Genomic DNA, 23837 nt, shown 5'->3' with positions numbered 1-23837 from the left:
ACTATCATCTTACCACTTCCACACATATAAAACAGGGAGTGGGACAGAATTCTTTTTAAATTCGTCGTCTCACTCCCAACTTTCTTTGCTTGTAGAATTTCTTAGTGAAATTCTCTTTGTTGGGGCCCCGACTCCCAGCTTGCTTTGTTTGTAGAATTTCTTGATGAAATTCTCTTTGCTGGGGCCCCGACTCCCAACTTGCTTTGCTTGTAGAATTTCTTAGTGAAATTCTCTTTGTTGGGGCCCCGCCCACAAGGGTGACTAGAACTGAGAAAAGCTTGATTAAAGCGCCTTCTCAGTTCAGTCAGCTACTGCGAATTTGCAAAATAGCTTCATTATATTATTTTTGTCCCGGACTTATCGTTTTATAAGTTTAGTTACACCTGAAATTATAAAGGCTGCTCCAAGTCCTAAACTAGTGAAAAGGCCAATTTTCTTCAATGTTTTAGTTGAGACGAACTCTTGATATGCTAGTGCTAAATTTTGTGGACGCTCAGCTAATCTACGCATGAAATAACCAAACCAGTCATTACCATAGGGTACATAAATAGTGAAATGGTATCCTTGTCGTGCAATTTCTTCAGCTAATTCGCTACGGAATCCATATAACATTTGAAATTCGAATTGATCCTTATCGATATTATGTAATTTAACAAATTGTTTAACATGGTTAATTATTTGATCATCATGTGTAGCGATAGAAGTGAAATTTTTAGCATTTAAAAGTCGTTTTTCGATGATTTTTATGTAATTTTCATCAATTTCTTCTTTAGTTTGATAAGCGATTTGTTGATCCTCTTTGTAAGCACCTTTGACTAATCTTAAGCGTAAATTAGGATATTTATCAATTAAATCAACTGCATCATAAAGATAAGCTTGTATTACAGTACCAACGTTTCTGAATTCCCCTTTAAGACGATCTAGTACTTCAACAATTTGTTGTAAACTGTCATATTTTTCAGTGTCAATGTTAATGTGCATATTATTGAATTCATTAGCTTTAAGTAATATGTCTCTTAAATTGTTATAGGCTAATTCTGTATCAAATTCACCACCCAGTGAACTTAATTTTACTGACATATGTGCATCAACATTATAATCTTTAATGGCTTGCATAACTTCTAAAATTTCATTTTTTGATTGATTTGCTTCTTCAACCGTTCCAACAAATTCGCCTAGATTATCTACTGTAACAGCAATATTTGAATCGTTGAGTCTCTCGATTGTATCAATGAGTTGTTCGATTGTATTACCAGCTACAACTTTGTTAGCACCCATTTTCGGACCTACTTTTTTGGCAGTTTCATTTAAATAAGTGCTATTTGATAATGCAATAAAAAAATTTTTGAAAAGTGACATATCCCATTCCTCCAAATTACATTAAACTAATAATTTAATATTAGTTTAGCATGAATATTACATAGTAGAAAGCGTTTTCAATTATCTGAATACTATAAAAAAGAGTATAATTACATTGTTGGACAATATTTATAATGAGATTGTGTCTCAGATTTACACCAGACTTAACAGATAATCTGATATAATACATTTATTGAAATATAAGTTAGAGAGGAATCATACATATGTGGAAATGGGAAACTGAACATGATGCTAAAGGTGTCGTTGTTATAGTGCATAATATCTTAGAGCATACTGGTAGATATGCTTATGTCATTACGATGTTAAGACGTAATGGCTATCACGTAATCATGGGTGATTTACCTGGCCAAGGTCAAACTTCTAGAGCGAGTAAAGGGCAACTCGAGCATTTTGATATTTACCATGAAACGCTGTTGGAATGGGTTAGAATCGCAAATGAATATAAAATTCCTACATTCGTTATGGGCGTCGGGCTAGGTGGATTGATATTATTAAATGTACTTGAAAAAACAGAATTGCCTATCGAGGGTATGTTACTCCTTTCTCCATTGTTAGAATTTAAAAGAAACAATAAAACGCGCAAAGATATGCTTATCTCTAATATTGGTAAAGGTTCTAAGGATGCACGCTTTAACTTGGGTATAGAACCTGAAGATTTAACACGAAATGATGAAGTAATCGATGAAACAAATCAAGATGGTTTAATGTTAAGAAAGGTAACTTATAAATGGTATAACATTGTTCTAGAAACAATGAAAGATACAGTACAACATTTGAAAGACATCCAATCAATGCCAACCTTACTCATGTATGGCACAGAAGATAAACTATTAGAATTGCGTTCTTTAGAAGAATTGAAAAATAAACTTAGCACGAATGAATTTTATTATAAAGTTTGGCAAGGGCTCTATCACGAGATTCATAATGAACCTGAACGTGATCAAGTGATGCGCTATGTTTTAACATTTTTAAATAATAGTGTGAATACAATGGGCTTTATTGTTAATGAAGAAGAAATTGAAGAAGTATAATATATTTGGCTAACCAATGATTTAATTTGTTGGTTAGCTTTTTTTAAACACCCAATTAAATATAATGCAATTGTTTGGTTTACTCAGTTAATTTAGTAATAGTAAGTTAATAACTTTTAAAGATAAGTGGAAATATAATATAATGTAAATAGTATATCATTAATAATTTAATTATATATTTGTCTATTAGAGTTTAAAATTTAAAGTATTTTAACATTTGCTTTAATGTAAGTTAATTTTTGGGAGTTATTATAAATTGTTTAATTACAATAGTGATAATTGGGTAAATATATAGTGACAGATAATTTAATCATTTTAAAATCAGAATGTGTACAATCGGTTAGGGAGGGAGCAGCATGAGTAATCAAGCAGGAGAGAATGTTTCAATGATATTACAGCTTGAAGAAGTCTGTAAGGAAATCAATTCTATTTTTAAAGTAATATATGAAACTTATGATTTAACTAAAGAAGAGGTTTTAATTTTACTTACTTTATGGGATAAAGGTCCTATGACGCTGAAAGAAATGGATAGTTACGTTAATATTAAGTCTTATAAACGTACCCGTACATATAATAAATTGGTTCACTCTGAATGGATTTTTAAAGAACGTCCTTTGGATGATGAACGTACTGTAATTATACATTTTAATGAAGCTAAACAAGAACAGAAAAATGAACTGTTAGATTTCATTACCGCAACTATAAAAAAACGATATGAAATATTAGAAAACAGTTTAAATTTATTAATGCGTGTTTAATTTATAAAATTTAAGTTTGGTGACGTATCGACTTATAATATAAGCGTGTTATATAAAAAATCCACTCCGTAATTAATATTTTGGAGTGGATTTTCTGTATTCTTATTAAGAATGTTAGGTTTCTTGTTGGATGTTAAAGCTAACGTTTTTCAATGGCACAAATGAAGGGTGCATGATTCACTTGATTCATAAATTGATATTTAAGAATATGTGCTTTATTTTGATCGAATGCTTCTAAAAACGTTAATAAAGCGTCTCTCTCAATTTGACCTTCAGGGTGGCCGTGATAGATAACTAATACGATAATGCCCTCAACGCTTAAATAATCAAAGATGTGATTAATCGCGTTGATAGTAGTTTCTGGTTTCGTAACGATAGATTTATCTCCTTTAGGTAAATACCCAAGATTGAAGATGGCGGCATCAATATGACCTTTATAGTTAGAATCGATATGATGTTGCACATTCTCGTGGCCATCTTGAATGAGCGTTACATTATCGTATGTTTTTACCTTTTCATAAGTGGATTGAATAGCAGATGCTTGGATGTCAAATCCGTATACGTGACCCTCTGGAACTTGTTGCGCAAGGAATTTCGTGTCATTACCATTGCCACAAGTTGCATCAATGACGATGCTATGCGAATTAATGTGTTCAGTTATTAACGTTTTTGAAAAGGGGAGAATACGTTCTAATTTCATAATTTAACCTTTTCTTCAGTTTGATAATATTTACCTTGATATGATTCGCGTCTTGCTAATTCATTATCAATTTCATTTAAAACTTCCCATTTATTAACACTCCACATTGGACCAACCATTAAGTCGATAGGACCATCTCCAGTAATTCGATGAATAATCATTTCTGGAGGTAAAATCTCAAGTTGATCACAAACTAGATTGGTATAATCTTCTTGAGACATAAATTCAAGCATTCCTTTTTCGTACTGTTTAACCATTGGCGTACCTTTTAATAAATGAAGTAAATGGATTTTAATACCTTGAACATCCATTTGCGCTACTTCACGAGCTGTTTCCATCATCATTTGATAGTCTTCTCCTGGTAATCCATTGATGATATGTGTACAAACATTAATATTGTGTTTTCTTAACTTTGCCACACCTTCATAATAAGTTTGCATATCATGTGCACGGTTAATCAAATCAGATGTTTCTTGATGGACAGTCTGTAAACCTAATTCTACCCATAAATAAGTACGTTCATTAAGTTCTGCTAAATAGTCTACAACGTCATCTGGTAAGCAGTCTGGTCGTGTTGCTATTGACAAACCAACAACGCCTTCTTCTTTAAGGACAGGCTCATACTTCTCTTTTAATACTTCTACTGGTGCATGCGTATTAGTGAAGGCTTGGAAATAAGCAATATATTTACCCTCACTCCATTTTTCGTGCATTCTATCTTTAATCTGTTGGAATTGAACTTCAATTGGATCAGCTCTATTACCGGCAAAGTCGCCACTTCCTGCTGCTGAACAAAATGTACAACCACCATGTGCAACTGTGCCATCACGGTTAGGACAATCAAATCCACCGTCCAACGCCACTTTAAAAATCTTTTGCCCAAATCTATTTTTTAAATGGTAATTCCATGTATGATATCGTTTATTTTCAAAGGCATACGGGAAATAGTTACCCATAACACATTTTCCTTTCTATCTAACTTAGTTCTAAGTAAAGATTTTAACATACTTTAATGTTATAGTGTTTAATGTGGTTCAACAAAAATATAAAGAGGGGACTAATAGTATGAATATACCTAGATCAGTATGGTGGCTAGTTATAGGTATGGCACTGAATATAACTGGCTCTAGCTTTTTATGGCCTTTAAACACAATTTATATGAAAGAAGAGCTGGGTAAGAGCCTGACAATTGCTGCGATTGTTCTAATGGTTAATTCATTTGGAATGGTAGTCGGAAATTTATTAGGGGGTTCATTATTCGATAAATTAGGCGGCTATCGAACAATTATGATTGGTACTGTTACTTGTTTAATAAGTACGACACTCTTGAACTTTTTCCATGGATGGCCATGGTATGCAGTTTGGTTAGTACTGTTAGGCTTTGGTGGAGGTATGATAGTTCCCGCAATATATGCAATGGCAGGTGCCGTTTGGCCTAATGGGGGAAGAACAACATTTAATGCTATCTACTTAGCTCAAAACATTGGTGTAGCAACGGGCGCAGCAATGGGTGGTTTCGTAGCTGAATTAAGTTTTAATTATATCTTCTTAGCTAACTTAATCATGTACGTCTTATTTGCAATTGTTGCAATAACGCAGTTCAATCTTGAGTATCATGCTAAATTACGAACACCCGACAGTATAGATATTCATAGTAAAGAAAATAAAAAACGGTTTATTGCACTATTATTATTATGTGTCATGTTTGCTATTTGTTGGATTGCTTATATTCAATGGGAAACAACAATTGCATCATTCACGCAAGAATTAAATATTTCAATGTCTCAATATAGCGTATTATGGACAGTGAATGGTATTATGATTTTAGTTGCGCAACCGTTAATAAGACCAGCGATTATTTTATTAAAAGGAAACTTAAAACATCAAATGTTTGTTGGAATTTTAATCTTTATGTTGTCATTCTTTGTTACTAGTTTTGCAGAACAATTTACTGTATTTCTAATCGGAATGATTATTTTAACGTTTGGTGAAATGTTTGTATGGCCTGCTGTTCCAACAATCGCTAACTATTTAGCACCAGAAGGTAAACAAGGTCAATATCAAGGTGTTGTCAATTCAGCATCAACTGTTGGTAAGGCATTTGGTCCGTTGATTGGTGGATTATTAGTAGATACGTTTAACATGAGTGCAATGTTTATCGGTATCATGCTTTTATTAATCATTGGAATTATTTTCCTTTCAATCTTTGATAAGGGTCTGCCTAAAAGAGAACAATCAAAACGTTCAGGACAGTAACTATATTTAAGTGCAAGTTGAAATAAATTAATAACTACTACTTGCAATTACTGCTTGAATCTCATAATATTAAAATGTATTGGAGTAGTAGCTTAAATACTTTTCATCAGAGAGCTAGTGGTGGTGAGAACTAGTGTTAAGAATTAAGTGAACTTACCGTTAAATAATTAAATTTAAAACATCTCTTACTATTATAAAGTGCACATAATATGTGAATTAGGGTGGTACCGCGGCTATTCGTCGTCCCTATCATAAATAATAGTTAGAGATGTTTTTTTATTTATAGGAGGAAATAGATTTGGGATATAATCATAAGGAAATTGAGAAAAAGTGGCAAAACTATTGGGCAGACAACAAGACTTTTAAAACAAGTGATAACTTAGGTCAAAAGAAATTTTATGCGTTAGATATGTTCCCGTATCCATCAGGAGCAGGTTTACATGTCGGACACCCTGAAGGTTATACAGCTACGGATATTGTTTCTAGATATAAACGTATGCAAGGTTATAACGTTCTTCATCCAATGGGATGGGATGCGTTTGGTTTACCGGCAGAGCAATATGCTTTAGATACTGGTAATGACCCTAGAGAATTTACACAACAAAATATTCAAACGTTTAAACGTCAAATTCAAGAATTAGGATTTAGTTATGATTGGGATAGAGAAGTTAATACGACAGATCCTGAGTATTATAAATGGACGCAATGGATTTTCATTCAACTTTACAATAAAGGATTAGCCTATGTTGATGAAGTAGCCGTTAACTGGTGTCCAGCATTAGGTACTGTATTATCTAATGAAGAAGTAGTAGACGGTGTATCTGAACGTGGAGGACATCCTGTTTATAGACGTCCAATGAAACAATGGGTATTAAAAATTACGGAATATGCTGATCGTTTATTAGAAGACTTAGACGAACTGGATTGGCCTGAATCTATTAAAGATATGCAACGTAATTGGATTGGCCGATCTGAAGGTGCAAGCGTATCTTTTAAAGTAGATAACAGTGATGAAAGTATTGATGTGTTTACTACAAGACCGGACACAATTTATGGTACGACTTTCCTAGTATTAAGTCCTGAACACGCTTTAGTAAATAAAATTACGTCTGCCGATAAACTTGAAACGGTTAAACAATATCAAGAAGAAGCTTCAAAGAAATCCGATTTAGAACGTACTGATTTAGCAAAAGATAAATCAGGTGTGTTTACGGGTGCTTACGCTATCAATCCGTTATCAGGTGAGACATTACCAATTTGGATTGCAGATTATGTACTATCTAGTTATGGCACAGGCGCAGTCATGGCTGTACCTGCGCATGACGAACGTGATTATGAATTTGCATCTAAATTTAATTTACCAATTAACGAAGTGATTGCTGGTGGAGATATTCAAAAAGAAGCATACACAGGTGTTGGTGAACATATTAATTCAGGTGAATTAAATGGCTTAGATAATGAAGCGGCGATCTCTAAAGCAATTGAATTATTAGTCGCTAAAGGTGCAGGCGAAAAGAAAGTAAACTACAAACTAAGAGATTGGCTATTTAGTAGACAACGTTATTGGGGTGAACCTATTCCAGTTATACACTGGGAAGACGGCACTATGACTACAGTACCTGAAGATGAATTACCTTTATTACTTCCAGAAACAGATGAAATTAAACCTTCAGGAACTGGAGAATCTCCATTAGCTAATATTGATGAATTCGTAAATGTCGTTGATGAGAAAACTGGCATGAAAGGTCGTCGTGAAACGAATACAATGCCACAATGGGCAGGAAGCTGTTGGTATTATTTAAGATATATCGATCCTCATAATAGTAAGATGTTAGCTGATCCAGAAAAATTAAAACACTGGTTGCCAGTTGATTTATACATTGGCGGTGTTGAACACGCAGTACTACACTTATTATATGCAAGATTTTGGCATAAAGTTTTATTTGACTTAGGTGTGGTTCCAACTAAAGAGCCTTTCCAAAAATTATATAATCAAGGTATGATTCTTGGTGAAGGTAATGAGAAAATGAGTAAGTCAAAAGGCAACGTAGTTAACCCAGATGATATTGTAAATTCTCACGGTGCTGATACATTACGTTTATATGAAATGTTTATGGGACCATTAGATGCTGCGATTGCATGGAGTGAAAATGGACTTGACGGTTCTAGACGTTTCTTAGATCGTGTATGGCGATTATTCATTAATGAAGATGGTTCATTAACAGATAAAGTAGTTGAAAACAATGATACTAAATTAGATAAAGTATTTAACCAAACTGTGAAAAAGGTAACAGAAGATTTTAATTCATTGAACTTTAACACAGCTATTAGCCAATTGATGGTATTTATTAACGAGTGCTATAAATCAGAAGCTATTTATAAACCATATGCAGAAGGTTTCGTTAAAATGTTAGCACCAATTGCGCCTCATATTGGTGAAGAATTATGGAACAGAATGGGTAATGATGATACGATTACTTACCAACCTTGGCCAACTTATGATGAATCATTATTAGTTGATGCAGAAGTAGAAATTGTTGTCCAAGTTAACGGTAAAGTTAGAGCCAAAATGAATATTCCTAAAGACACGTCTAAAGACGAGATGGAAGCATTAGCATTACAAGACCAAAATGTTAAACTATCTATAGAGGGTAAAGACATTAAAAAAGTGATTGCTGTGCCTCAAAAATTAGTGAATATTGTTGCTAAATAATAATTAAAAGGAGTTTTAATAATGGAATCTATTACAGTAGATCAATTAAAAGAGAAAGTATTAGAATCTAATCCAGTTAACATTGTAGATGTTAGAACTGACGAAGAAACTGCAATGGGAGTTATACCTGGGGCTAAAACAATTCCAATGGATCAAATTCCTGATAACCTAAATTATTTTAATGACAAAGACACATACTATATTATCTGTGCAGCTGGAATGCGTAGTGCTAAGGTAGTTAAATACTTAGAAGACCATGATATTCATGCTATTAATGTAGAAGGTGGTATGAACGAATGGGGCACTGAAGGTACAGAAATAAATAGTATTTAATCATGCATAAGCGACTGACAAATTCAAATGTCAGTCGCTTTTTTAATTTTTAAGAGGACTAAATTATATTTTATAAAATATTTATCATAATAATTTAAAATACACTAGCGTACAACAATTAATAATGATAGAATTATTTCGGAAGTGGTCGCATAGTGATAAAACTATGAAATGACTTAAACATTAAATAACAGGCAGCAAGATTAGACTTCAAGGAGGATATTTAATGAATCTATTTAAAAAACAAAAATTTAGTATACGTAAATTTACTGTAGGTACGTTTTCAACGGTAATTGCTACTTTAGCATTTATCACTCATACAGGGCATGCTGCAGAACTCGATAAACATGAACAGACTGCGCAACACGTACCAACTGATTCTAACACTACAGGAGATTTAGCTCATGTAGCATCAACAGCGAATAATTCACAAACTTCAGCTGAAGTTAACAAATCAGTAGATCAAAAAAATGAAAGTCAAACAAGTAATACACAAAGTGGTACTGATGTTACTACTGCAAACAATCAACCTTCTACACAAAGTGTTGCTTCAACGAAAGAAGCAAATAATGAGGCTTCAACTTCAAATAATGTTGATAATAATCAACCAACTTTAAGCAAAGCATCGGACTCGAAAGATAAAGCTTCAGAAAATCATCATAAGCGCGTAAAAAGAGATGTAACAGATAGAGCTACGAATTTAAATGAATCAAGCGATCCAATGGCAATTAATGAAACAAATTCAGGACAAGTGATCAATGGTAATTTCACCGATACTAGTGCAGGTGCTGAAATACCTACTGTAGCTACTGAATCAGCAATGGATGCTGCAAGCACAATTCCTGGTTGGAAAGTTGTTAATAGTCAACAAACTCAAATTCCACTCATCTGGGGACCTAAAGCATTACCTTCATATACGTATATTACATTTGATAAAACAGAAAATAAAATCGGTGCTGTGTTATCTAAATATAGTGATAACTTATCTGCCGGTGTAGCTGACAATAGCGTTGGACCAATTTATCAAGATATCGATGTGACACCTGGATCTGAATTACAATTTCATTTTTTAGGTACTTCTATAAACAATATTTCAGGGTTTAACAGTGCACGTTTGTATGTTTATGATGGCAATAATCCTTCAAAATTATTATATAAAGGTACGCCTAAAACGAGTAATCAAAAATTTGGTATTTTTAAAGGGGTATTTAATGTACCTGACGATATTTCAAAAATTAGAATTCAATTTGAATCAGCAGAAAACCAGAGTCATGATTCATACAATGGTCATCGTTTATTAAAAGGGGCAAACAACTTTGGTGGCGGTGTAGTAGCTGATGTTAGTGTTAATACAGGTGCATATTTAAAAACAAGTGCAACTGAAACAGAATATCAAGCAAATTCTACCTCAGAAAATTCACCTAATGTGAATGCAAAATTAACATTTAGTATTGAGAATAAAGGACACTCAAGCTCTAATAAAACACAATACAAAGTTACGTTACCTGAAGATGTGTCATTTGTTTCTGCAGAAAACGCAACTGGTACATTTGATGAAGATTCAAGAGAACTTACGCTTGATATTGATCCTATTCAAGCTGGAACAACTACAGACGTATCATATACATTATCATTGCCAACTTCAGTACCAATTAAAAAAGATTTCAATGGTAATCTAACGTATTATACTGAAGGAATAAATATGAATCGTAGAAATGGCTCAAAAGATTTTTCTACTCAAGGAGACACAAACTATCTAAAATATGGTGGTTCTAACGAGTTTGTTTTATCTGAGAGTGATCAAAGACAAGGTACTACAGCTGTACCGACACAATCAGTTACTGTAAATATGTACAAAGATGCACTTAATAATAAAGTGACTGAAATTGAATCGGAATTAGGGAGAGCTAGTCAAAGCGATTACAATGATGAAGCTTGGAATAATTTACAAACTGCACTTACAAACGCTAAAGTAGTAGGATCTGAAACTGATTCAACACCTATTATAGATAGAAAAAGTCAAGAAGAAATTAACAACTTACTTTTAGCATTAGAAAAAGCTAAAGCCAAATTTGATATTGATAAAGTTGCAAAGGCAAGAGAAAGTTTTATCAATAGTAACACCCAAGCTACTACAGAAGAAAAGCAAACAGCAGTGAATAAAGTGCGTGCGAGATATAAAGAGAAATCAAAAGAAATTGACAAATTAAATAATAACGACGCTATTCCTACTCTAAAAGAGGGTGGTATATCACAAATTAATAGCATTAACGTCGTTGCTACTAAAAAAGTAGAAGCAAAAAAAGCAATAGAAGCAGAATTAACCAATCGCAAAGTATATATCGATAGTCATTTTGATGCAACAGAAGAAGAAAAGAACGTTGCAATGGCTAAGGCAACAGAAGAAGCGAATAAAGCCAAAGCCTTAGTCGATCAAGCTACGTCTAATTCTGAAGTAGATGAAGCAAAAACAAATGGTATAGCTACTATCGATACGGTTGAAGTAGATGTTATTAAAAAAGCAAATGCTAGAAGAGCTATTCAAGAAGCAGCAGAAGCAAAAAAAGCGTTAATTAATCAAAATAATGAAGCAACCAAAGAAGAAAAAGATGCGGCTAATCAAAAAGTAGACGATGAAGTTAGAAAATCGAATAGACTTATTGACCAAGTAACTACTAATGATGGTGTAGATGAAGCGCAAAATAATAGTACTAATGTAATCAACACTATCCAACCAGAAATAGCGAAAAAACCAGCTGCTAAACAAGATATTAATACTGCAGTTTCGAACCAAAAAGCTTTAGTTAACCAAAATAGCGAGGCGACTCAAGAAGAAAAAGATGTCGCATTAGCTAAAATTGATGAAGAGGCGAAAAAAGCAATAGCCGCGATTGATGCAGCCACTACTAACGCTGAAGTGGATGAAGCAACATCTAGTAGTCAAAATACGATATCTGGTATTGTGCCTGAAACAGTTAAAAAAGCAGCAGCAAGACAAGCCATAGATGATGCTGCAAATGCTAAAAAAGAAGCAATTAATCAAACTCCTGATGCAACAGAAGAAGAAAAACAAGCAGCTATTGCAAAAGTAGATGCAGCTGTTACTGCGTCTAAAGCAGCTATTAATCAGGCAACGACTAATAATACTGTCGATCAAGCAAAAGATAACGGTAATACTGTTATTGCAAGCATTCAACCGGAAGTAAGTAAAAAAGCAGCCGCTCGTAAAGCCATAGATGATGAAGTTGTAGCGAAGAAAGCTGAAATTGACACTGTCAATGATGCAACAGAAGAGGAAAAACAAGCAGCAAAAGATAAAGTTGATGTTGAAGCTGAGAAAGCAAAAGCTGCAATTAACCAAGCAGTAACGAATAGTGATGTTGATGGTGCTCAAACGTCAGGAGTCAATACAATTTCTGCCATTCAACCAGATATCGTGAAAAAAGCAACTGCTAAACAAGCGATAGATGATGCAGCTAATGCTAAAAAATTAGAAATTGATAATAATAGTGAAGCTACTACAGAAGAAAAAGAGGCGGCAAAAGCCAAAGTTGATAACGAAGTTACCAAAGCAAAACATGCTATAGACCAAGCAACGACTAATGCAGATGTCGATCATGCAAAAGATAATGGTAATAATGCAATCACTGCCATACAGCCTGACATTGTGAAAAAAGCAACAGCTCGTAAAGCGATAGATGATGCAGCTATTACGAAAAAAGCATTAATTGATCAAGAAAATACAACTACTCAAGAAGAAAAAGAAGCAGCAAAAGCCAAAGTTGATGCAGAAGTACAAAAAGCAAAACAAGCGATCACAGATGCAAGCTCTAACAGTGACGTTGATCAAGTACAAAATAGTGAAACAAATACTATTTCAAATATACAAGCAGAGGCAATAAAAAAAGCAGAAGCAAAACAAGCGATAGATGATGCTGTTACTGCTAAGAAAAACGAAATTGATCAGCACCCAACCGCTACAACGGAAGAAAAAGAAGCAGCTAAAGTCAAAGTAGATGAAGAAGCAACAAAAGCAAAAGCAGCAATTGATCAAGCAACTACAAACGATACAGTGACTCAAGCAAAGGATGAAGGTACAAATACTATTCATAATATTCAACCAGAGTCTATTGAAAAAATAAGAGCGAAACAAGCCATCGATGAAGCTGTGACGAATAAAAAAGCATTAATTGATCAAGATGATACAACTACAACAGAAGAAAAAGATGCTGCTAAACAAAAAGTCGATAGTGAAGCTTCTAAAGCAAAACAAGCGATTGATCGTTCAACTACAAACGATGCAGTTCATACAGAGAGAGATCATGGAATTACAGCTATCAATAATATCCAACCAGAAGCTATTAAAAAAGCAGAAGCAAAACAAGCTATTGATGAATCTGTTAGAAGTAAAAAAGCTGAAATAGATAATAATAATGATGCAACTCAAGAAGAAAAAGATACGGCTAAATCTAGAGTAGATGAAGAAGCAACAAAGGCAAAAGCAGCAATCGATAAGTCAACATCCAATGATGATGTCGATCAAGCAAAAACATCTGGTGTTAATACAATTACATCAATTCAACCGGAAGTAATTAAAAAAGTAGAAGCAAAACAAGCCATTGATGTATTAGTTACTGCTAAAAAGCAAGAAATAGATAATAATAATGATGCAACTCAAGAAGAAAAAGAAGCAGCAAAATCTAAAGTAGATGAAGAAGCAACAAAAGCAAAAGCAGCAATTGATCAAGCAACAACAAATAACAGTGTTGATCAAGCAAAAACATCTGGTGTTAATATTATTGAATCAATTCAACCAGAAGTTATTAAGAAATCAGAAGCAAAACAAGCGATTGATGAACAAGCTAAAGTTAAAAAATCAAAGCTGGAAGAAGATTCAACAACTACTAAAGAAGAAAAGGACGCGGCTAAAGCAAAAGTAGATGAAGAAGCAACAAAAGCAAAAACAGCAATTGATAATTCAACTACTAATAACGAAGTAGACCAAGCTAAAACGACAGGCGTAACAGCAATAACTAATATTCAAGCAGAAGCTATCAAAAAAGCAGAAGCAAAACACGCGATTGATGATGAAGTTGTAACTAAAAAAGCACAAATTGATACAGTTGCTAATGCAACACAAGATGAAAAAGAAGCAGCAAAATCTAGAGTAGATGAAGAAGCAACAAAAGCTAAAGCAGCAATTGACAACGCAATAACAAATAACGATGTCGATCAAGCAAAAACATCTGGTGTTAATATTATTGAATCAATTCAACCAGAAGTAATTAAGAAGGCGGAAGCTAAGAAAGCGATTGATGATGAAGTTGTTGCTAAGAAAAAAGCCATTGATGACAACTTTAATGCTACTAAAGAAGAGAAAGATGTAGCTAAAAATAAAGCTGATGAAGAAGGTGCAAAAGCTAAGCAAGCAATAGACCAAGCTAACACAAATGATGAAGTAGACCAAGCTAAAAATAATGGTCATACTAAAATAGCACCGATTGAACCAGAAACAATTAAGAAAGCAGAAGCTAAGCAAGCCATCGATGAAGTTGCTAAAGCAAAAAGAACTCAAATTGACGAAACACCTAATGCAACTAAAGAAGAAAAAGACGCTGCACACAAAAAAGTTGATGAAGAAGTTACAAAAGCTAAAACAATAATTGATCATGCTATAACAAACAATGATGTCGACCAAGCTAATGGTAATGGCACAAATACAATAAATAGTGTAACTGTTGAAGTGATCAAAAAAGATCAAGCAAAAAAAGCCATCGATGATTTAGTTAAAGTGAAAAAAGCAGAAATTGATAAGGTTAATGATGCTACAAAAGAAGAGAAGGAAGCTGCTAAAACGAAAGTTGATGAAGAAGCTACGAAGGCTAAAAGTAACATCGATAATGGAATAACAAACCATGATGTTGATGAAGCTAAAACGTTAAGTAGTAAAGTTATCAAATCAATTCAACCTGACACAATGAAAAAATCTCAAGCTAAAAAAGATTTAGATTCTATTGCTAAGACTAAAAAGTCAGAAATTGACAAAAATCATCAAGCAACTCATGAAGAGAAAGAAGTTTCTAAATCAGAAGTAGACAATATTATTAAAAAGGCTAAAAAAGCTATTGATCACGCTGCAACTAATAATGATGTTGATAAAGTGCACGCTAAATTTAAAAATGAAATTTCTAAAGTTCAAGTAATTGCTAAGAAAAAACAAGCTGCTAAGGATAGAATTAAAACAATTGCACAACAGCAAAAAGAAAAAATTAACCATCAAAATGGATTAACGGATGAACAAAAACAAAAAGCAATGCATTTGATTAATGAAATTACTAGAAAAGCATTGTTAAAAATAGATAATGATAGTTCAAACCGAGATGTCGATAGCACAACTAAAAAAGCCATTGAAGATATTCTTAAAGTTGCGCCAATGCCTTCAAAACAAGGTCAAAAATTAGATAATGCCAATGGATATTATCCTAAGTTAGGATTTGATAATGGTAATAATGATTTTAACCACTTAACTTTAGGTAAAGCTAATAAACAATTACCAAATACTGGTGGAAATCACAGAAGTGAATTACCATTAATAGAATTAACTTTAATTAGTGGATTCTTCTTAATCTTAACATCACGTAAAAGAAAAGAAGATAAAAACTAAATAATATAAGAACAAGCCTCACATAGTCGTGAGGCTTGTTTTTTAGTATTAGGCACAATTAAAATGTATATAATAATAATATAATTTAAGCACATTTAAATTTGATGAATGTTCCATTACAATTAAAAATTTATTCTGGTTATTTCGGATAATCGATGATATTATAAAAAAGTATGATATCAATTGTATAAAATCATATGTAAAAAATTTAATAACACACTTTACTATTCATTATTACTACTACAACAAGACAACAACATCAAGGAGGAACAATAATGAATCTTTTTAAAAAACAGAAATTTAGTATTCGTAAATTTAGTGTAGGAATATTTTCCACTGTTATAGCTACACTGACTTTCTTTTCACATCCAGGTCATGCAGCAACACAAGAGGAAGAAAGTAATTCTTCGCAAATCACCTCACAACGTGTTAACTCTCAAAATGAAAATAAATCAAATATTAGTGATAAACAAATTAATACTCTTAGAACAATTAATACAAATGAAACAGCAACTACCAACCATGGAGAAGCAACAACGAATAACTTAGATGTTAATTCTAATAATGAACAACTTTCTGATTCAGAAAAAAATAATTCTGAATCTATTTCTGCATCCAATGCTGCTTTACATTCAAGTAGTACTGTAACTAATGAAACGATTAATAACGTTAATAAAACGAATCAAGTTGAAAATGAAAAACCTAAACATCACAGAGCAAAAAGATCTGCTGATAGCGGTGCTGCGACAGCAAATTCTGATGTTATGCGTAATAACGAAGTTAACTCAAATCAATTCGTAAATGGTACGTTTACAGATACATCAAATGGTGCGGTTATACCTACTAATGCAACTACTTCAGAAATGAATGATGCTAATAAAGTTACTGGTTGGCAGGTTAATAACGCTGACCAAACACAAATTCCACTTATATGGGGACCTAAAGCACTTCCACCATATAATCCATATGTGTTTAATTTAACAAAAAATAAGGTTGCTGCCGTTCTATCAAAATACACAGGAAATAATACTCCAGATAACGATAAAACCGTCGGACCTATTTATCAAGATATTGACGTTACACCTGGTTCTGAACTCCAATTGGAATTTATAGGAACTTCAATGGGTAATACGAACGGTATTAATGGGGTTAAAGTTTCTATTTTTGATGGTAATAATCCAACAGATTTACTTTATTCAGGTAGACCTAACACTGCTGGTAAATCCTTCGGTGTATTTAGAGGTGTATTCAATGTGCCTGATAATGTGACTAAACTTAGATTTTTATTTGAAACTTTTGACAAGAGAAGTTATGAGAGTGCTGGTGGAAGTAGATTATTGAAAGGAAGCAATAATTTCGGTGGTAGTGGATTAGCTGACGTTAAGTTGAACAGTGGTGCATATTTAAAAGCGACTACACATCAAACTGAATACACATCTACATCATCATCAACAACTGCCACTCAAGTTGATGCCACTTTAGAAGTTTCAATAGAAAATAAAGGTCATGCCCGTTCAAATAAAACGCAATACAAAGTTACCTTACCTGAAGGTGCAAAATTTGTTTCAGCAACAAATGCTAGATCTAACTATAATTCTGCAACTAGAGAATTAACACTAAATATAGATAGAATTGATCCTGGTACAACTAAAGATATTACTTATACCGTTACGTTACCAGCTTCTGTACCAATTAAGAAAGATTTTGAAGCAACGTTATTATATGTAACTGAAGGAATTAATATGAATAGACGTAATGGTAGTCGTGACTTTGGTTCTTCAGCTGACGACAATTATTTCAGATACGGTGGAACAAACATTTACATTAAATCTGAATCTGATCAAAAAAGAGGCAACACTTCTATAAATCGACAAACTGTCACTGTTAAAATGTTTAAAGATGCGCTACAACAAAAGGTAAACGAGATAACGACTCAATTACAGCAATTAAACCGCAGAGATTACTCATCAGAGGCATGGTCTGCAATGCAAAATGTACTAAATCAATCTAGACAAGTTTTAGATGAAAATGATGACACACCAATTAGTGATAGAAAGAGCCAGGCAAATATTAATGATTTAACACTACAGTTAGATAAAGAGAGAGCAAAACTTGAAGTTGATAAAGTTGCGAAAGAACGTCAAGCCATTATTAATGCTAATAATGATGCAACGCTAGATGAAAAAGAAGCTGCGCTCAACGTATTAAAGTCGAACTTAAGAGACAAAAATAATAGTATAGATGAATCTCACACAAGTGATGAAGTAACTCAAGCTAAAAATATAGCAATTGATGCTATAAGTGCATCAGATGTTACGCCAATTGTTAAGCAACGTGCAATACAAGCATTAGAAAGTAAAGCAAATGAAAAACTTGTTGCACTTGAAAATAATACTGATGCAACATTTGAAGAAAGAGAAATTGCGAAAACAAAGGTTAATGAGGAACTCATTAATGCTAAGAAAGAGATTGGAAACGCAACTACGAATCAAGAAGTAGATGCAATCAAAACGGATAGTGATAATGCAATAAATCAAGTTCAAACTAATGCAGTAATGAGAAATAAAATGAAACAAGCATTAGAACGAGCAATAGCTTCGAAAAAAGCGGCAATAGAAAGAAATGAAGAGGCTACAGAAGAAGAGAAATTAGCAGCGAAAAATAAAATCGATGAAATTGCCAATCATGCTCGCACAAATATTGAACGTGGTGTACACAATGATGATGTAACTACTGCTAAAAATAATGCAGTAAATATGATTAGTAGTGTACAAGTTGATGCTGTAAAAAAAGCAGAAGCAAAATCGGCAATTGATGAAGCTGCTAGAGTAAAAAAAGCGACAATAGATCAAGTTACAAATGCGACGGATGAAGAGAAAGTAATTGAAAAAGCAAAAATTGATGAAGCAGCACTAAATGCTAAAAACGCCATTGATAATGCTACGACTAATACGGGTGTAGACATGGCGAAAATTAATGGTGAAGATTCAATCAATAATATTCAACCAGAAGTTCAAAAGAAAGACCAAGCGAATTCAGCATTAGATGAAGCAGTCCGTATTAAAAAAGCGGAAATAGACAAAATAACAAATGCGACGGATGAAGAAAAAGCAGCTGCAAAAGCCAAAGTAGATGAAGCTGTGACTGCAGCGAAGAATGCGATCGATCATGCAACAAATAATGCGGGTGTAAATACAGCTAAAACAAACGGTATAACTACAATTAACAACGTTCAACCTATAGTTGTTAAGAAAGATGAAGCGAAAGCAGCGATAGATGAAGCAGCGCGTAATAAGAAAAATGAAATTGAGCAGGTACCAAATGCGACAGAAGAAGAAAAAGTAGCCGCAAAAACAAAAGTAGAAGAAGCAGCAACAATAGCGAAAAATGCAATCGATCAAGCAACAAACAATACAGATGTGGACACAGCAAAAAGTAGTGGCATAGATTCAATCAATCATGTTCAAACAACGGTAGTTAAGAAAGATGGAGCAAAAGCAGCAATAGATAATGCGGCAACAGCTAAGAAGGAAGCAATAGATCAAAATACAAATGCGACGGACGAAGAAAAAGCAACGGCGAAAGCCAAAGTAGATGTAGCTGTAATAGCAGCGAAGAATGCAATCGATCAAGCAACAAATAATGCAGGAGTTGACACAGCAAAAAGTAGTGGCATAGATTCAATTAATCATGTCCAAATGACGGTAGTTAAGAAAGATGAAGCAAAAGCAGCAATAGATAATGCGGCAACAGCTAAGAAAGAAGCAATAGATCAAAATACAAATGCGACGGACGAAGAAAAAGCAGCTGCAAAAGCCAAAGTAGATACAGCTGTGACAGCAGCGAAGAATGCAATCGATCAAGCGACAAATAATGCGGGAGTTGATACAGCAAAAAGTAGTGGCACAAATTCAATCAATCAAGTACAACCAACGGTAGTTAAGAAAGATGAAGCAAAAGCAGCAATAGAAGAAGCCGCAACAGCTAAGAAAGAGGAGATTAATCGAACTCCGAATGCGACGGATGAAGAAAAAGCAACGGCGAAAGCAAGAGTAGATAAAGCTGTGAAAGTTGCAAAAAATGCGATAGACCAAGCAACTAATAACCAAGGTGTGGACACAGCCAAAGAAAGTGGGATTGAAACAATCAATCAAGTCCAAGCAACGGTCGTTAAAAAAGCCGAAGCGAAAACGTCGATAGATGAAGCCGCAACAGCTAAGAAAGCGGAGATAGATCGAAATGCAAATGCGACAGAAGAAGAAAAAATAGCTGCAAAAGCCAAAGTAGATGACGTTACAAGATTAGCTAAAGTTGCGATAGACCAAGCAACTAATAACCAAGGTGTTGACACAGCAAAAAGTAGCGGTATAGATTCAATTAATCATGTTCAACCAGCGGTTGAGAAAAAGGAGCAAGCAAAAGCAGCAATTGATAATGCGACAACAGCTAAGAAAGCGGAGATAGATCAAAATGCAAATGCGACAGAAGAAGAAAAAGTAGCGGCGAAAGTAAAAGTAGATGAAGCTGCAAAAGTTGCGAAGAGTGCAATCGATCAAGCAACAAATAATGTAGGAGTAGATGTAGCTAAAGAAAGTGGAATCGAGTCGATCAATAATATTCAACCAACGGTTGAGAAAAAAGACCAAGCAAAAGCAGCGATAGATAATGCGGCAACAGCTAAAAAAGTAGCAATAGAACAAAACACAACTGCGACGGATGAAGAAAAAGCGGACGCAATAGCAAAAGTAGAAGCAGCTGTGACAGTGGCGAAGAATGCGATTGATCAAGCAACAAACAATACGGGTGTGGACTCAGCAAAACAAAGCGGAATCGAATCAATTAATCAAATTCAGCCGACAGTGGTTAAGAAAGATGAAGCAAAAGCAGCAATAGATGGAGCAGCTACAGCTAAGAAAGAAGCAATAGATCAAAATACAAATGCGACGAACGAAGAAAAAGTAGCGGCGAAAGCAAAAGTAGATGAAGCTACAAAAACTGCGAAGAGTGCAATAGATCAAGCGACAAATAATGGAGGAGTAGAGGCAGCTAAAGAAAGTGGAATCGAGTCGATCAATAATATTCAACCAACGGTTGAGAAAAAAGACCAAGCAAAAGCAGCGATAGATAATGCGGCAACAGCTAAAAAAGCAGAGATAGATCAAAATGCAAATGCGACAGAAGAAGAGAAATCTGCTGCAAAATTAAAAATTGATAAAGTAGTAGCTTCTGCGAAAAGAAAAGTAGAACAATCGACAAGTAATGATGAAGTAGAGACAGCAAAAAATAATGGTGTAGACTTAATCAATCATGTTCAACCAACGGTAGTTAAGAAAGCTCAAGCAAAAGTATTGATAGATGAAGCTGCTGATATTAAGAAAGAGGAAATAGATCGAAACACGAATGCGACAGAAGAAGAGAAATCTGCTGCAAAAACGAAAGTAGACGAAGCTGTGACAATAGCGAAAAACGCAATAGACCAAGCAACTAATAACCAAGGTGTGGACACAGCCAAAGAAAGTGGAATTGAATCAATCAATCACGTCCAAGCAACGGTTGTTAAAAAAGCCGAAGCGAAAACGTCGATAGATGAAGCCGCAATAGCTAAGAAAGCGGAGATAGATGGAAACGCAAATGCGACAGAAGAAGAGAAAGTAGCTGCAAAAGCAAAAGTAGATAAAGCTGTAAAAGTATCTAAGAGTGCAATAGATCAAGCAACAAATAATACAGATGTGGATACAGCCAAAGAAAGTGGAATTGAATCAATCAATCAAGTGCAACCAACAGTTGTTAAAAAAGATGAAGCAAAATCAGAAATAGACAACGCGGTACAAGCAAAGAAAGTAGAGATAGATCAAAACGCAAATGCGACAGAAGAAGAGAAATCTGCTGCAAAAGCAAAAGTAGACGAAGCCGCAACAGCAGCAAAACAAGCGATAGACCAAGCAACTAATAACCAAGGTGTGGACACAGCAAAAGAAAATGGAATTGAATCAATCAACAATGTCCAACCAACGATTGTTAAAAAAGCTGAATCAAAAGCGTCTATAGATGAAGCTGCTACAGCTAAGAAAGCAGAGATAGATCGAAACTCAAATGCGACAGAAGAAGAAAAAGTAGCCGCAAAAGCGAAAGTGGACGAAGCTGCAAAAGTTGCGAAGAATGCAATAGATCAAGCAACAAATAATGCAAGCGTAGGCACTGCAAAAGCAACTGGCGTAGAAGCAATTAATCAAGTACAACCAACGGTTGTTAAAAAAGCTGAATCAAAAGCAGAAATAGACAACATTGCACAAGCTAAGAAAGCGGAGATAGATCAAAACGCAAATGCGACAGAAGAAGAAAAAGTAGCCGCAAAAGCAAAAGTAGACGAAGTTGCAACAGCAGCAAAACAAGCGATAGATCAAGCAACTAATAACCAAGGTGTGGACACAGCAAAAGAAAGTGGAATAGATTCAATAAATCATGTCCAACCATCTGTTGTTAAGAAGGACCTAGCTAAAGCAGCAATAGAAGAGGCAGCGACAGCTAAGAAAACAGAGATAGACCACAATTCTAATGCGACAGAAGAAGAAAAAGTAGCTGCAAAAGCAAAAGTAGATGAAGCAGCAAAAGTTGCGAAGAATGCGATAGATCAAGCAACAAATAATGCAGGCGTAGACACAGCAAAAGAGAGTGGAATCGATTCAATCAATCAAATTCAACCAACCGTAGTTAAAAAAGCTGAATCAAAAGCAGAAATAGACAGTGCGGTACAAGCTAAGAAAGCAGAAATAGATCAAAATGCGACTGCGACAGAAGAAGAAAAAGCAGCAGCAAAAGAGAAAGTAAATGAAGCAGCAAAAGTTGCGAAGAATGCGATAGACCAAACAACAAATAATGCAGACGTTGAAAGGGTAAAAGAAAAAGGAATCGATTCAATCAATCAAATTCAACCAACGATAATTAAAAAATCTCAATCAAAAGCACTGATAGATGAAGTCGCTGATAGTAAAAAAGCAGAAATAGATGAAAATACAAATGCGACAGAAGAAGAGAAAACAGCAGCGAAAGCAAAGGTAGATGAGTTCGCAACAAATGCGAAAAGTGAAATAGATCAAGCAACTAATAATTCAGGAGTGGATGCAGCAAGACTAAAAGGAATCGATTCAATCAATCAATTCCAACCAACGACTGTTAAGAAGGATCAAGCTAAAGTAGAAATAGACAACGTTGCACAATCTAAGAAAGCAGAAATTGATCAAAATGCAAATGCAACAGAAGAGGAGAAATCTGCTGCAAAAGCAAAAATAGATAAAGCAGTAAAAATTGCGAAGAGAAAAATCGATCAAGCGACAAATAATGCCGAAGTTGAAGAAGCAAAAAATAATGGCGTAGGCTTAATCAATCAATTCCAACCAACGGTAATCAAGAAATCTCAATCAAAAGCGCTGATAGATGAAGTTACTGATAGTAAGAAAGAAGAAATTGATCAAAATATAACTGCGACAGAAGAAGAAAAAGCAGCTGCGAAAGCAAAAGTAGATGAAATTGCAATGGCCGCTAAAAAGGCAATAGATCAAGCAACAAATAACGCAGGTGTTGATGTAGCAAAAGAGAGTGGAATCGAATCAATCAATCACGTCCAACCGGCGGTTGTTAAAAAAGATCAAGCAAAAGCAGAAATAGACAACGTTGCACAAGCTAAGAAAGCAGAGATAGATCAAAACGCAAATGCGACAGATGAAGAAAAAGTAGCCGCAAAAGCGAAAGTGGACGAAGCTGCAAAAGTTGCGAAGAATGCGATAGATCAAGCAACAAATAATGCAGGCGTAGACACAGCAAAAGAAAGTGGAATTGAATCAATCAATCACGTCCAACCAACGGTTGTTAAGAAAGCTGAAGCAAAAGCGTCGATAGATGAAGTTGCTACATCTAAGAAAGCAGAGATAGATCAAAACGCAAATGCGACAGAAGAAGAAAAAGTAGCCGCAAAAGCGAAAGTGGACGAAGCTACAAAAGTTGC

10 protein-coding genes and 1 other annotated feature are annotated in these 23837 nt (G+C 34.4%); of the genes, 7 read left to right on the top strand and 3 right to left on the bottom strand.

Going from position 1 to position 23837, the window contains the following annotated elements:
• Positions 1-357: 357 nt before the first annotated feature.
• A complete protein-coding gene (locus KA909_RS11615) occupies positions 358-1359 on the bottom strand; it encodes a proline dehydrogenase family protein (protein WP_075109299.1) in 1002 nt (333 codons plus the stop codon).
• Positions 1360-1583: 224 nt separating this feature from the next.
• On the opposite strand from KA909_RS11615, the gene KA909_RS11610 reads away from it, so the two are divergent.
• Together KA909_RS11610 and KA909_RS11605 are read left to right on the top strand one after the other, a co-directional pair.
• A complete protein-coding gene (locus KA909_RS11610) occupies positions 1584-2411 on the top strand; it encodes an alpha/beta fold hydrolase (RefSeq protein WP_075109298.1) in 828 nt (275 codons plus the stop codon).
• Positions 2412-2767: 356 nt separating this feature from the next.
• Positions 2768-3169: a transcriptional regulator, SarA/Rot family gene (locus KA909_RS11605; RefSeq protein WP_193839196.1), complete on the top strand. Its 402-nt coding sequence runs from the start codon at positions 2768-2770 to the stop codon at positions 3167-3169.
• Positions 3170-3308: 139 nt separating this feature from the next.
• Here the strand turns inward: KA909_RS11605 and mnmM are convergent, their stop codons facing one another.
• Together mnmM and mnmL are read right to left on the bottom strand one after the other, a co-directional pair.
• Positions 3309-3869 (bottom strand): tRNA 5-(aminomethyl)-2-thiouridylate-methyltransferase MnmM, encoded by a 561-nt coding sequence (gene mnmM, locus KA909_RS11600; protein ID WP_193839197.1) that lies wholly within the window; start codon positions 3867-3869, stop codon positions 3309-3311.
• Positions 3866-4825 (bottom strand): tRNA modification radical SAM protein MnmL/YtqA, encoded by a 960-nt coding sequence (gene mnmL / locus KA909_RS11595; protein WP_053030526.1) that lies wholly within the window; start codon positions 4823-4825, stop codon positions 3866-3868. Before mnmL ends, mnmM begins: the two co-directional genes overlap by 4 nt.
• A 109-nt stretch (positions 4826-4934) precedes the next feature.
• Between mnmL and KA909_RS11590 the strand changes: the two genes are divergently transcribed.
• The 5 genes from KA909_RS11590 to KA909_RS11570 all read left to right on the top strand — a co-directional run.
• Entirely contained in the window at positions 4935-6125 is a 1191-nt protein-coding gene (locus tag KA909_RS11590) for an MDR family MFS transporter (RefSeq protein WP_075109295.1), read from the top strand.
• A gap of 68 nt (positions 6126-6193) precedes the next feature.
• Positions 6194-6376, top strand: a binding site (T-box leader).
• Positions 6377-6423: 47 nt separating this feature from the next.
• Positions 6424-8838 carry a leucine--tRNA ligase gene (gene leuS, locus KA909_RS11585; RefSeq protein WP_193839199.1) on the top strand — a complete coding sequence of 805 codons (2415 nt, stop codon included), beginning with the start codon at positions 6424-6426 and terminating at the stop codon, positions 8836-8838.
• Between the two features lie 21 nt (positions 8839-8859).
• Complete coding sequence (locus KA909_RS11580) at positions 8860-9171, top strand: rhodanese-like domain-containing protein (RefSeq protein WP_075109293.1); 312 nt, start codon at positions 8860-8862, stop codon at positions 9169-9171.
• Between the two features lie 226 nt (positions 9172-9397).
• Entirely contained in the window at positions 9398-15835 is a 6438-nt protein-coding gene (locus tag KA909_RS11575; protein WP_210130248.1) for a SasC/FmtB family protein, read from the top strand.
• Between the two features lie 275 nt (positions 15836-16110).
• On the top strand, positions 16111-23837 hold a 7727-nt coding region (locus KA909_RS11570; protein ID WP_210130247.1), incomplete at its 3' end, for a SasC/FmtB family protein.

The sequence above is a fragment of the Staphylococcus sp. GDX8P54P genome (genome assembly GCF_017893165.1).
In the GTDB taxonomy this organism is placed as follows: Bacteria; Bacillota; Bacilli; order Staphylococcales; family Staphylococcaceae; genus Staphylococcus; species Staphylococcus borealis.
This window is presented reverse-complemented; position numbering and strand designations above follow the sequence as displayed.